The 13,169-nt window shown below is 64.6% G+C and carries 12 protein-coding genes; 4 read left to right on the top strand and 8 right to left on the bottom strand.

From position 1 onward, the window contains the following. Nucleotides 1–43: 43 nt before the first annotated feature. From CAL28_RS12920 to rpsB, 7 genes are all read right to left on the bottom strand, one after another. Nucleotides 44–1,261 carry a 1-deoxy-D-xylulose-5-phosphate reductoisomerase gene (locus tag CAL28_RS12920; protein WP_094841762.1) on the bottom strand — a complete coding sequence of 406 codons (1,218 nt, stop codon included), beginning with the start codon at nucleotides 1,259–1,261 and terminating at the stop codon, nucleotides 44–46. Next, nucleotides 1,258–2,121 (bottom strand): phosphatidate cytidylyltransferase, encoded by an 864-nt coding sequence (locus CAL28_RS12915; RefSeq protein ID WP_094841761.1) that lies wholly within the window; start codon nucleotides 2,119–2,121, stop codon nucleotides 1,258–1,260. The genes CAL28_RS12920 and CAL28_RS12915 overlap by 4 nt, the downstream gene beginning before the upstream one ends. A gap of 80 nt (nucleotides 2,122–2,201) precedes the next feature. Beyond that, nucleotides 2,202–2,966 (bottom strand): polyprenyl diphosphate synthase, encoded by a 765-nt coding sequence (gene uppS, locus CAL28_RS12910; protein ID WP_094841760.1) that lies wholly within the window; start codon nucleotides 2,964–2,966, stop codon nucleotides 2,202–2,204. A 31-nt stretch (nucleotides 2,967–2,997) separates the two neighbouring features. Further along, complete coding sequence (gene frr / locus CAL28_RS12905) at nucleotides 2,998–3,558, bottom strand: ribosome recycling factor (RefSeq protein ID WP_094841759.1); 561 nt, start codon at nucleotides 3,556–3,558, stop codon at nucleotides 2,998–3,000. 15 nt (nucleotides 3,559–3,573) lie between these two features. Continuing rightward, on the bottom strand, nucleotides 3,574–4,290 hold the full coding sequence (pyrH, locus tag CAL28_RS12900) for a UMP kinase (protein ID WP_066349092.1): 717 nt from the start codon (nucleotides 4,288–4,290) through the stop codon (nucleotides 3,574–3,576). A 110-nt stretch (nucleotides 4,291–4,400) separates the two neighbouring features. Beyond that, a complete protein-coding gene (gene tsf, locus CAL28_RS12895; protein WP_094841758.1) occupies nucleotides 4,401–5,279 on the bottom strand; it encodes a translation elongation factor Ts in 879 nt (292 codons plus the stop codon). Nucleotides 5,280–5,420: 141 nt separating this feature from the next. Continuing rightward, nucleotides 5,421–6,170, bottom strand: a complete 750-nt coding sequence (rpsB, locus tag CAL28_RS12890) for a 30S ribosomal protein S2 (RefSeq protein WP_094841757.1) — start codon at nucleotides 6,168–6,170, stop codon at nucleotides 5,421–5,423. A gap of 309 nt (nucleotides 6,171–6,479) precedes the next feature. Between rpsB and map the strand changes: the two genes are divergently transcribed. From map to CAL28_RS12870, 4 genes are all read left to right on the top strand, one after another. Beyond that, nucleotides 6,480–7,301, top strand: coding sequence for a type I methionyl aminopeptidase (gene map / locus CAL28_RS12885; protein ID WP_094841756.1), 822 nt, complete (start codon nucleotides 6,480–6,482; stop codon nucleotides 7,299–7,301). A gap of 30 nt (nucleotides 7,302–7,331) precedes the next feature. Continuing rightward, a complete protein-coding gene (locus tag CAL28_RS12880; protein ID WP_094841755.1) occupies nucleotides 7,332–9,980 on the top strand; it encodes a [protein-PII] uridylyltransferase in 2,649 nt (882 codons plus the stop codon). Nucleotides 9,981–10,262: 282 nt separating this feature from the next. After that, nucleotides 10,263–10,979, top strand: coding sequence for a MarC family protein (locus tag CAL28_RS12875; protein ID WP_094841754.1), 717 nt, complete (start codon nucleotides 10,263–10,265; stop codon nucleotides 10,977–10,979). Between the two features lie 78 nt (nucleotides 10,980–11,057). Then, nucleotides 11,058–11,531, top strand: a complete 474-nt coding sequence (locus tag CAL28_RS12870; RefSeq protein WP_094841753.1) for a disulfide bond formation protein B — start codon at nucleotides 11,058–11,060, stop codon at nucleotides 11,529–11,531. Nucleotides 11,532–11,607: 76 nt separating this feature from the next. On the opposite strand, the gene purF is transcribed toward CAL28_RS12870, so the two are convergent. Next, nucleotides 11,608–13,125 (bottom strand): amidophosphoribosyltransferase, encoded by a 1,518-nt coding sequence (gene purF / locus CAL28_RS12865; RefSeq protein ID WP_094841752.1) that lies wholly within the window; start codon nucleotides 13,123–13,125, stop codon nucleotides 11,608–11,610. Between the last annotated feature and the right edge of the window lie 44 nt (nucleotides 13,126–13,169).

Raw genomic sequence — 13,169 nt, 5'->3', positions numbered from 1 at the left:
CCCGCGCGGGCGCCGGGGCGGAGCGGCCCGGCGACGCGGCGAATCAGCGGCCGGCGGGGACGGAACGCGCCTGGATTTGTTCAGCCTGCGCACGGGCCGCGGCATCTTCCGCGAGGACGTCGTCGAGGTGGTTCAGGGTAACAGATGGCCGACCGGCATGCCACTCCAGGGTCTCGGCGATGACAGCGGAAATACGGGTATAGGGCAGGCGTTCGCGCAGGAAGGCGTCCACGGCGATCTCGTTGGCGGCATTCAGCGCGATGCAGGCGCCCTGCCCCGCCGCCAGAGCGTCGAACGCCAATTGCAGACAGGGAAAGCGCCGCAGGTCGGGCGCTTCGAAATCCAGGCGTCCCAGGCGCGCCAGATCGAGCAAGCCCACCCCGCTGGCCAGCCTGTCGGGAAAGCCCAGCGCGTAGGCAATCGGGGTACGCATGTCCGGCTGGCCCAATTGCGCGATGACGGAGCCGTCCTCGTACTCCACCATGGAATGCACGACGCTCTGGGGATGGACCAGGACCTCGATGCGATCCTGCGGCATGGCGAACAGCCAATGGGCCTCGATGACTTCCAGGCCCTTGTTCAACATGGTGGCGGAATCGACCGAGATCTTGCGTCCCATGCTCCAGTTCGGATGCTTGCAGGCCTGTGCCGGGGTGATGCCGTGCAGCAGTTCGGGATCGTGCTGGCGGAATGGCCCGCCCGACGCGGTCAAGATCAACCGGCGCACACCCGCGGCGGGCCGCGTGGGGGCCGAGGCGCGCTCGCCATGGGGCAGGCATTGGAAAATCGCGTTGTGTTCGCTGTCTATGGGCAGCAGTTCGGCCCCGTGGTCGCGGACCGCGCCCATGAACAACGAGCCCGCGGCGACCAGCGCTTCCTTGTTGGCCAGCAGTACGCGTTTGCCGGCGCGAGCCGCCGCCAGCGCCGAAGGCAGGCCTGCCGCGCCCACGATGGCGGCCATGACCGTATCGCAAGCGGGATCGGCGGCGGTATCGGCCAGGGCCTGGGCGCCCACCCGGACCTGCGGCAACGGCGCATCCGAGCCCCAGGCCTGGAGAAACCGCTCCCTGGCCGCCGCATCGGGCACGACCACGACTCGCGCGCCGCTGGCCCGTGCCTGCTCCGCCAGCTTCTCCATGCGGCTATGGGCGGACAGCGCATGCACCGCGAGGCGGTCCGGATGCCGGGCAATCACGTCCAGGGTGCTTTCGCCGATCGATCCCGTGGAACCCAGCACGGCGATACGCTGAAACGCAGTCAAAACAATACTCCACTGAGAAGCAAGGCTATCGGCGCCACCGGCAGGATGGCGTCGATGCGATCATAGACCCCGCCGTGGCCAGGCAACAGGCTACTGGAGTCCTTGCGGCCGGCCCGCCGCTTGAGCAAGGATTCGAACAGGTCGCCGACGATGGAGACCGCACCCAGCAGCGCCGCGATCGGCAGCGCGCCCCACAGCGTCCAGCGTTCGACCAGGGCATGGCCGAAAGTGCCGTCCCAATGGCTGCTGATACCGATCCACGCGACGGCTGCGAGGATGCCGCAGATGGCCCCCTCGATGGTTTTTCCCGGACTGACGCGCGGGGCCAGCTTGTGCCGCCCCAGCGCGCGCCCGCCGAAGTAGGCGGCGATATCGGCCGCCCATACCAGGGCCAGCAAGGTCAGCAGGAACACGGGCCCACGCGTCATGAAAAGCAGGGCCAGCACCGCCCATGCCGCCATCAGCGCCAGGATGGCGAACAGCGTCAGGGCCATACTGGCCGGCGGTGCATCGCTGCGCCCGCGTACCACCGCGGTCGTCCCGCCGAAGATCCACAACAGCGCCGACAAGGGGACGAACCAATTGAACAGCAAGGCGCGCGACGCCTCGTCGGCGAATTCGTGGCGGCTGCCGCCTGTCCACCAGAACGTCACGCACAAGGCCGCGATACCCAGCACGGCACCCACGGCCACGGCACCGGGCCCGCCTTGCGCGGGCAATGTCAGGCGGGCCCATTCCCAGCCGGCACAGGCCGTCGCCAGCGCAAGCAGGGCCATGAAGGGCCAGGGCGTGGGAGCCGCCATGGTAGCGGCCAGGACGGCAAGAAGGATGACGGCTGTGACGATACGCTGGCGCAGCATGGAGTCTCCTGGTCTGGGGCAGCCCGCCGCGATGGCGGGTATGGCGTATTCTGCCGCCTTTTTATTGGAACGGTACCCGATCAGCGGTTCGTGGTTGCATTGACCTGGGCGCTGGTACGTCCGAAGCGCCTTTCCCGGGTCCGGTACCACTCGAAGGCTTCTTCCAATTCGGCGGCGCCGAAATCCGGCCAGTAGAGATCGGTGAAGTAGAGCTCGGTATATGCGAGCTGCCAGATGAGGTAGTTCGAGATGCGCTGCTCGCCGCCGGTGCGGATGAACAGGTCCGGTTCGGGCGCCCAGGCCATGGAAAGGTAGCGGCTGAGCGTGGCTTCGTCGATCTGCTCCGGCGCCTGCGCCAGGGCGGGGTTTTCCGAGACCATGCGGCGCATGGCCTGCAGGATGTCCCACCGTCCGCCATAGTTGGCGCAGACCGATAGATGCAGCTGGTCGTTGTGCGCCGTGCGGGCCTGGGCCTGTTCGATCAGGTCCCGCAGGCGCGGCTCGAAGGGAGTCAGGTCGCCCACCACATGCAGCCGAACACCCTGCGCATCCAGCTTGCCGACTTCCCGTTCCAGCGCCTGCACGAAAAGCCGCATCAGCAGCGAGACTTCTTCGGCCGGGCGGCGCCAGTTCTCGGAACTGAAGGCGAACAGGGTCAGGTAGCGGACGCCGCGGCGCCCGCAAGCTTCCACGACGCGCCGCACGGCCTGCACGCCTTTGGCGTGCCCGGCGGTGCGCGGCAGGTGCCTGCGCGTCGCCCAGCGGCCGTTGCCGTCCATGATGATGGCGACATGCTGCGGGATGGCAGAGGTCTGTGGCACCGCCTGGGTGGAACTGATAGTCATGAGGATGAAAAGATCGTGCGCGGGTTTCGCGTCAAACGGTCATGATCTCCGCTTCTTTCGTGGTGATCAGCTTGTCGATTTCCGCAACGCAGCGATCGGTCAGTTTTTGGATTTCGTCCTGCGCGCGGCGTTCCTCGTCCTCGGAAATGGATTTGTCCTTGACCAGCTTCTTCAGGGCCTCGTTGCCTTCCCGGCGCAGGTTGCGGACGGCGATCTTGGCGTCCTCGCCTTCGTTCTTGACGACCTTGGTCAGGTCGCGGCGGCGTTCCTCGGTCAGCGCGGGCATGGGCACGCGGATGGTTTCACCCATCGATACGGGGTTCAGACCGAGGTCGGATTCGCGGATGGCCTTCTCGATCGGGCCGGCCATGTTCTTCTCGTAGGGCTGCACGCTGATCGTGCGCGCGTCCACCAGGTTGACGTTGGCCACCTGGCTGATCGGCACGGGAGAGCCGTAGTATTCGACTTGCACGTGATCCAGGATACCGGTATGCGCACGGCCGGTACGAATCTTCGACAGATTGACCTTGAGCGTTTCGATGGACTTGGCCATCCGGGACTCGGCCGATTTTTTAATGTCTGCGACGCTCATTGCGACTCCTTCAATTCAAACGTGTACCAGGGTACCTTCATCTTCACCGGTCACCGCGCGCTTCAGCGCGCCTGACTTGTTGATGGAAAACACCTTGATGGGCAGCTTCTGGTCGCGGCACAGCGCGAACGCAGTCGCGTCCATGACTTCGAGACGTCGCACGATGGCTTCGTCGAAGCTGATGCGGGAATACCGCGTGGCGGTGGGATCCTTGTTGGGATCCGCGCTGTAGATGCCATCCACCTTGGTCGCCTTCAGGACGATTTCCGCCCCGATTTCGGCGCCGCGCAGCGCGGCCGCGGTGTCGGTGGTGAAAAACGGATTGCCGGTACCGGCGGCGAAGATCACCACCTTGCCCTCTTCCAGGTACCGCAAGGCCTTGGGGCGGATATAGGGCTCGACGACCTGCTCGATATTCAGGGCCGATTGCACCCGCGTATCGACGCTGCGGTGCTTCAGCGCATCCTGCAGCGCCAGGGCGTTCATGATGGTGGCCATCATACCCATGTAATCGGCGGTGGCCCGGTCCATGCCCTGGGCACCCGGCGCCACGCCGCGGAAAATATTGCCGCCGCCGATGACGATGGCCAACTCCACGCCCAGGTTGACGATTTCCGCGATTTCCTCGGTCATCCGGGCAATGGTGGCTCGGTTGATGCCGAACGCGTCATCGCCCATCAGCGCTTCGCCGGACAGTTTTAGAAGAACCCGCTTATACGATCTGCTGGCCATGAGCGATATCCCTGGAAACGACCCGACGGAAGTGTAAGACAAGAAACAGGCCGGTCAGTCGCCGGCCTGTAATAAAAAAGCTGCAATGCGTACGGATAAGGAGAAGCTTATCAGGCGCGGCCGGCAGCGGCGGCGGCGACTTCCGCCGCGAAGTCGGTGGTTTTCTTTTCGATACCCTCGCCGACGATGAAAAGCACAAAACCGGCGATACCGGCGCCTTCGGCCTTCAACATCTGCTCAACGGTCTGCTTGTCGTTCTTGACGAAGGGCTGCGACAGCAGCGTGACTTCCTTCAGGAACTTCTGCACCGAACCTTCGACCATCTTGGCCACGATTTCGGCGGGCTTGCCCGATTCGGCGGCTTTCTGCTCGGCGACGGAGCGCTCGGTGGCGATGTCGGAGGCGGGCACGCCGGCGGCGTTCAGCGCCTTGGGCTTGGTGGCCGCGATGTGCATGGCCAGGTCCTTGCCGACGCTGTCGGCGCCGCTGAAGTCGACCAGCACGCCGATCTTGCCGCTATGCACGTAGCTGGCCAGCTTGTTGGCGGTCTCCATGCGCTGGAAGCGGCGGATGGAGATGTTCTCGCCGATCTTGCCGACCAGGGCGGTACGAACGGTTTCCACCGTGCCGCCTTCCAGGGGCAATTCGGACAGCGCGGCCACGTCGGCCGGGTTCTTGGTCGCGACCAGCTCGGCCAGCGTATTGACGTAGGCCACGAAGTCGTTGTTCTTGGCCACGAAGTCGGTTTCGCAATTGACTTCGATGACGGCGCCCTGCTTGGCGTCGGGCGAGATATACAGGCCGATCAGGCCTTCGGCGGTGACGCGCGCGGCGGCCTTGCTGGCCTTGTTGCCCAGCTTGACGCGCAGGATTTCCTCGGCGCGAGCCAGGTCGCCCTGGGCTTCGGTCAGCGCCTTCTTGCATTCCATCATGGGCGCGTCGGTCTTTTCGCGCAGTTCCTTGACCATCGAGGCGGTAATTTCAGCCATGTTCGCTCCATTCTTCCTAAAGCATGCCCCGGCAAGCCGGGGCATGGCGTTTCGATATGGGGGCGCGTCCATGCGGACGCCCGGGTCTTGCCCCACGCGGCGGCGGCAAGCCGGCTTGCCGGCGCCGCGGACCCTTTAAAATCAGGCCTGGCCGTCCTGGACTTCGACGAACTCTTCCTGGCCCTCGCCACCCTCTTCGACCAGACCGTTCAGGTTCTGCTCGCGGCCTTCCAGCACGGCGTCGGCGATGCCCTTGGCATACAGCGCGATGGCCTTGGCGGAGTCGTCATTGCCGGGAATGACGTAATCGATGCCGTCCGGGGAATGGTTGGTATCGACCACGGCCACGACCGGGATACCCAGCTTGCGGGCTTCGGCGATGGCGATCTTGTGGTAGCCGACGTCGATGACGAACATCGCGTCAGGCAGGCCGGTCATGTCCTTGATGCCGCCCATGGACTTGTTCAGCTTTTCCAGCTCGCGCTGGAACAGCAGGCCTTCCTTCTTGATCATGCGCTCGGCGCCGCCTTCGGCGACCACCGCTTCCATATCCTTCAGGCGCTTGATCGAGGTCTTGACCGTCTTGAAGTTGGTCAGCATGCCGCCGAGCCAGCGGGCATCGACGTAGGGCATGCCGCAACGGGCGGCTTCGGCGGCGATGAGCTCGCGCGCGGCGCGCTTGGTGCCGACGAACAGGATGTTGCCGCCGCGGGCGGCCAATTGCTTGACGAACTTGGTGGCTTCGACATACTTGCCAACCGTCTGTTCGAGATTGATGATGTGGATCTTGTTACGCTGACCGAAGATGAACGGAGCCATCTTCGGGTTCCAGTAACGGGTCTGGTGACCGAAGTGGACACCGGCTTCCAGCATTTCGCGCATGAGGGACATAGTAATCTCCAAGGGTTTGGACTTGCGCCAGGCCCGTATCGTCCGGTGCGCCGCGGCCCTGGGACCCCCTGGGACCGTAACCGGCACTACCTTCGACACCCTCGTTGGCGTGGCGCGCGATTTCAAAGCAGTCGATAAAGTAACCGTCGAGTCAACTCACTGAGTTGGCCAAGCTGGTCAACCTGAGTTGGCCAAGTTGCTCAACCGAGTTGGTCGATTACTGAGTTCATTACCCGAACGACTTCCCCCTGCTTTTTCAGGGAAGCCTATAATTCTACTATTTTTCCAAGCCAATCCTCAAGCTGATACATGGGCATAGTCACCGACCCCGCCGACCTCGACAAAATGCGCCTGGCCTGCCAGGACGCCGCGCGCGTACTGGATTACCTGACGCCCTTCGTGAAGCCTGGCGTCACGACAGGCGAACTGGACCGCCTGGCGCTGGACTACCTGACCAATGAATTGCAGGTCAAATCCGCCACTGTCGGGTATGCGCCACCAGGTTACCCCCCGTTCCCGGGCGCCATCTGCACCTCGGTCAACCACCAGGTCTGCCACGGCATCCCGGGCGATAAGGTCCTGAAAAACGGGGACGTGTTGAATATCGACGTCACCATCATCAAGGATGGCTGGTTCGGCGATACCAGCCGGATGTTCTATGTCGGCGAGCCGTCCATCCTGGCACGCCGCCTGTCCGACATCACCTATGAATGCATGTGGCTGGGCATCCGCCAGGTACGTCCCGGCGCCACGCTGGGCGACATCGGCAATGCCATCCAGAAGCATGCCGAAGGCAACGGTTTTTCCGTGGTGCGGGAATTCTGCGGCCACGGCGTGGGGCGGCGCTTCCATGAAGACCCCCAGGTGCTGCACTATGGCAAGCCCGGAACCGGCGTGAAATTGGTGCCGGGCATGATTTTCACGATCGAGCCCATGATCAACGCGGGACGGCGTGAAATCCGCCAGCTCTCGGATGGCTGGACGGTCGTCACCCGCGACCACAGTCTGTCCGCCCAGTGGGAACACACCATCCTGGTGACGGAATCCGGCTACGAGGTCCTGACCGTCTCGCCCGGGATGCCTGCCCCGCCCGAGTTCGTGACGGAAAGCATCGCCGTTCCGGTGGCCTGAGCGCCGCCGACACCGGAAGGACCCCGCCGTATGAGTACGCAAGCCGAACCTTCCTTCGCGCCGTCGGCCGACACTGCCGTCGCCGACCTGGCGGCGCTGCGCGCGCGCATGCGCGCCCGGCGCGAGGCAGCCATCGCGGCCTTCCGGGAGCACGAACGGCCCGATCCGCTGCTGCACGAGCTACGGCGCATCACCGACCAGACGCTGCGCGACCTGATCAAGCAATGTCCTCTGCCGCCCGGCGCGGTATTGGCCGCGGTAGGCGGGTACGGGCGCGGCGAGCTGTATCCGCATTCCGATGTCGATCTGCTCATCCTGCTGCCGCACCGGCCGTCTCCCGACGAGGAATCGGCCATCGAAAGGCTGGTGGCGGCCCTGTGGGACCTTGGGCTGGAGCCCGGCCACAGCGTGCGGACCATCGCCGATTGCGAACGCGAGGCCGACGCGGACATCACGGTCGAAACCGCCCTGCTCGAATCGCGCTGGCTGGCGGGCAATCGCGCCCTGATGAAAACCTTCGATGCGGCCATGCGGGCGCGCCTGGATCCCGCCGTGTTCTTTCGCGCCAAGCGCGCCGAAATGCAGCAGCGCCATGCGCGCTACCAGGACACGCCCTACGCGCTCGAACCGAACTGCAAGGAATCCCCGGGCGGCCTGCGCGACCTGCAGGTCATCATGTGGATGGCGCGGGCGGCCGGCTTCGGCGAAAGCTGGCGGGAGATCGCCAGGGCGGGCTTGCTGACGGAATCCGAAGCTCGCGGCCTGCGGCGCGCGGAACAGGCATTCAAGCGCCTGCGCATCGAACTGCATTTGATGTCCAAGCGGCGCGAAGATCGCGTGCTGTTCGACCTGCAGCCCGCGCTGGCGGAGGTCTACGGCATCAAGGCCACCGCCACGCGGCGCGCCAGCGAATTGATGATGCAGCGCTACTACTGGGCGGCCAGGCTGGTCACGCAGTTGAATTCCATCCTGGTCCAGAATATCGAGGAAAGGCTGTTTCCCCGCCCTGCTTCCGACGCGCGCGATATCGATGACGATTTCCGCAGCCTGCATGACAGGCTGGACATCATCCGCGACGACGCCTTCGAGCGCAATCCGACGCTGCTGCTGCGGGCATTTTTGGTGATGCAGCAGCACCCCCATTTGAAAGGCATGTCGGCACGCACGGTACGCGCGATCTGGCACGCGCGGCATCGTATCGATGCGCAGTTTCGCCGCAATCCGGTCAACCGCCGCCTGTTCCTGCAGATCCTGCAGCAGCCCTCGGGCATCGTGCACGAACTGCGCCGCATGACGATGCTGAACATCCTGCCGCGCTACCTGCCGGTATTCCGCCGCATCGTCGGCCAGATGCAGCATGACTTGTTCCATGTCTATACGGTAGACCAGCATACGCTGACGGTAATCCGCAACCTGCGGCGCTTCACCATGCCGGAACACGCGCAGGAGTATCCCTTCGCCAGCCAGTTGATTTCCGAACTGGATCACCATTGGCTGCTGTATGTCGCGGCGCTTTTCCACGATATCGCCAAGGGCCGCGGGGGCGACCACTCCGAACTGGGCGCTCGGGAAGTACGCAAATTCGCCCACGAGCACGGTTTGTCTCCGGAAGACGCGGAATTGGTCGAATTCCTGGTCCGCCAGCATCTGCTGATGTCCACCGTCGCGCAGAAGCGCGACCTGTCCGACCCGGAAGTCGTGCGCGAATTCGCGGCCTCGGTGAAAGACGAGCGCCACCTTACCGCCTTGTATCTGCTGACGGTGGCCGACATCCGCGGCACCAGTCCCAAAGTCTGGAATGCCTGGAAAGGCAAGCTGCTGGAAGACCTGTATCGCCTGACGCTGGGCGCGCTGGGCGGCGCGCATCATGACGCCAGTACCGTCCTCAATCACCGCAAGGCAGAGGCCGCGCGACTGACGCGCCTGGCCGGCTTGCGCGACGACGCACGGGAAGCGTTCTGGAAGCAGCTGGACGTCGCCTACTTCCTGCGGCACGACGCATCGGATATCGCCTGGCATACGCGCCATCTGTACCACCAGCCCGCGCCGGAACATGCGGTGGTGAAGGCACGGCCCACGGAACAGAGCGAAGGCTTGCAGATCATGGTCTATACGCGCGACGCGCCCGACCTGTTCGCCGCCATCTGCGGTTATTTCGACGCCAAGTCCCTGAGCATCCAGGACGCCCGCATCCACACGACGCGGCACGGCTGGGCGCTGGACAGCTTCATCGTGCTGCTGCCCGACGGCGCCAGCGACCTGCGCGCGCAGGCGGCGCTGGTAGAGCACGAACTCGCGGTACGCCTGAAGGACCCGCGTACCTTCTCGCAGGCCGGTACGACGCGGACGGCGCCTTACGCGCGCTCGCGGCAGTCACGCATGTCGCGCGTATTCCCGGTTCCGCCACAGGCCGAGCTGCAGCCGGACGAGCGCAGCAAATCGTGGCGCCTGTCCGTCACGGCAACGGACAGGCCCGGCCTGCTGCATGCCCTGGCGCGGGTTTTCGTCGAACACGGCGTGAACCTGCAGATGGCCAAGGTCATGACGCTGGGCGATCGCGTGGAGGACGTCTTCATTATCGAAGGCGAAGCCCTGGAAAGGCCGCGGACGCAGATGCAGTTCGAGCGCGCGATCCTGGATGCGCTCGCCGGAGACGGCACGCAGCGCGCGGCCGCCTGACCGGCGCACCGCCGGGGATGCCGGCTTCGCCTGAAGAAGCCGGAAAGGGCCATCGCGGGATGGCCCTCCCGGCCCTGTCCCTGCTGCCGCGCCCGTCCCCTTCCCTCCCGTCGCGGCCCTCGGCCATCGTTCGGCAAACGCTATCAGGATGTTCTCCAAGCGGAAAATTCCGTCATCTCGACGGCGGAATCGGACGTCCGATTAACGCCATGCCGGCATGGCGAAAAGGGTTGCGTCCCCCTACAATCGCCACTTGTCCATTCGGCCAGGCCACTTTTATCCATGTTCCTGCACGAATATCTGCTGGTCTTCGGCCGTAGTTTTTTATTCGCGCTGGCCACGCTACTGCCCTTCCTGAATCCCCCGGCGGTCGCGCCGATCTTCTGGACGCTGACCGAAGGTGCCTCCAGCGCGACGCGGACGGCCCTGGCCAAGCGCGTCGCCATCAATGTGGGCGTGATGCTGACCATCGCGATGGTGGCCGGCAACGTTCTTTTGACTTTTTTCGGTTTGTCGCTGGCCATTGTCCGTGTCGGCGGGGGCCTGCTGGTCATCACCAGCGCGTGGCGGCTGGTGAATTCTCCCGATGCCGGCGCGCGCAACGCCGCGCGCGCGGCGGAATCCTTCACCCCGGAAATGGCCAGGGCGCGGGCCTTCTATCCCCTGACCTTTCCCATCAGCTGCGGCCCGGGCTCCATCGCGGCGGCCATCACGGTGGGAGCATCGCTGCGCGAGCCGGACCGCATCGTCAGCCTGGTCAAATTGGCGGGTTCGCTGCCCGGCATCCTGATCACGTCCCTGACGCTTTACGTGTGCCTGCGCTTCGCCGCCCAGTTCCTGTACCGCCTGGGCGATAACGGCACCGCCGTCTTCATGCGGCTCTCCGCCTTCGTACTATTGTGCCTGGGCGTGCAGATCGTTTGGGACGGCGTGCACGAACTCCTGCTGAGCGTGCTGGTCGAAGCCTACACTCATGTCCCGGCCGTCGGCCGGAATTAGCCGGCCCGTCGCCGCCACGCCTAAGCCGTGCGCGGCGGCCGCGCCCCTTCCGTTTCCCGTCACAGGATAGAAACCGTCATGCCATCGACTTCGCAACGCACGCTGACACTGATCGCCATCCTGGCTTTCGGCGCCGTCGGCATCGCGCTTGTGTCCCAATACGTCTTCGGGCTGCAACCTTGCGCATGGTGCGTACTGCAGCGCCTGATCTATATCGTGATCGGCATCGTATGCCTGGTCCTGGCGTTCGCGGGACCGGCCCTGCGGAGGCTGGGAGCGCTGCTCGCGCTTATCCTGGCGGTGTGCGGGATATGGGCCGCCTATTACCAATACACCGTCGCGTCGAAGCTGCTGTCGTGCGCGCAGACTTTCGCGGACAAATTCATTGCCGGCAGCGGACTGGATGCGGCGGTGCCATCCGTCTTCGGCATCTACGCCACCTGCATGGATGCCACGGTGAAGGTGCTGGGCGTCGAATACGCCCTGTGGAGCCTGGCGCTGTTCGCGATCGTGGCACTGCTGAGCCTGCGCGCGTTGTTCAAGCGCGCCTGACGCTGCGCGGTGGCGCTCCGGCAGCCGCCGGATCCGCCGCAGCCAGTATGGCGGATCCCCGCGCCGGTGCGTCGATTCAGGCGTCGTTGGCGGCGTAGCCCATGTTGAACAACAGGCCTCCGCGCGACTCCTCGTCGGTTTCGCTGCGGCTCTGGCCCAGGCGCTCGAGGTATTCCGGCGTGATATCCCCGGTGATGTAGTCGCCGTCGAAGCAGGATGCCTCGAAGCGGGACATCGCCGGATTCAGGTCGCGCACCGACTGCTGCATATCCGCCAGATCCTGGTACACCAGCGCGTCGGCGCCTATGGTGCGCGCGATTTCCTCGTCGCTGCGACCGGTAGCGATCAGCTCGCGCTGCGTCGGCATGTCGATACCGTAGACATTGGGGAAACGCACCGGCGGCGCGGCGGAAGCAAAAAACACCTTATTGGCACCGGCGGCGCGTGCCATATCGACGATTTCCCGGCTGGTCGTGCCACGCACGATGGAATCGTCGACCAGCAGCACATTCTTGCCCTGGAATTCGCGGCCGATGGCGTTGAGCTTTTGCCGCACCGACTTCTTGCGCACGGCCTGTCCGGGCATGATGAAAGTGCGTCCGACGTAGCGGTTCTTGATCAGGCCTTCCCGGTAATCCAGGTTCAGGCGCGCGGCCAACTGCATGGCGGCGGGACGAGAGGAGTCCGGAATGGGCATGACCACGTCGATATCGCCCAGGCGCAGGCTGCGCGCCACCTTGTCGGCGAGGTATTCGCCCATGCGCAGACGGGCGTCATAGACGGAAACGCCGTCCATCAGCGAATCGGGGCGGGCGAAGTAAACGTATTCGAAAATGCAGGGAACGAGCTGGGCGTTTTCGGCGCACTGGCGGCTATAGAACTTGCCGTCCAGGTCGATGAATACGGCTTCGCCGGGAGCAACGTCGCGCACGAAGTTGAATCCGCTGCCCTCCAGGGCTACGGATTCCGAGGCAACCATCCATTCGACGCCCTGCTCGGTTTCCTGCCGGCCGATACACAAGGGGCGTATGCCGTAGGGATCGCGGAAAGCCAGCAGGCCATAGCCGGCGATCTGCGCCACCACGGCGTAGGCGCCGCGCACACGGCGGTGCACCGCCGCGACGGCGCGGAACATCGCATCGTCGTCCAGGGAAATACCGCTGGCCGCGGACTGCAATTCGTGCGCGAGCACGTTCAGCAGGACCTCGGAATCGGAATTGGTGTTGATGTGGCGGCGGTCGATGCGGAACAGGGATTCGCGCAATTCGCGCCAGTTCGTCAGGTTGCCGTTGTGCGACATCATGATGCCGAACGGCGCGTTGACGTAGAAAGGCTGGGCTTCCTCTTCGCTGGCGCTGGAGCCGGCGGTGGGATAGCGCACCTGCGCGACCCCGCTGGTGCCCGGCAGCGCGCGCATGTTGCGGGTGCGGAAAACATCGCGCACCAGGCCATGCGCCTTGTAGAGGTTGAATTGGCTACCTTGTTCGGTGGCAATGCCGGCTGCGTCCTGCCCCCGATGCTGCAGTAGCAGCAGACTGTCATAGAGCAGCTGGTTGACCGGCCCGCGCCCTACGACCCCTACGATTCCACACATGGCAATTTCCTGTTGATCCTACTGCGTTCTATCCGAAATATGGC

It is taken from the genome of Bordetella genomosp. 11 (assembly GCF_002261215.1).
Lineage (GTDB): Bacteria > Pseudomonadota > Gammaproteobacteria > Burkholderiales > Burkholderiaceae_B > Bordetella_C.
The sequence above is the reverse complement of the archived record's forward strand: the minus strand, read 5'-3'. Positions and strand labels throughout refer to the sequence as shown.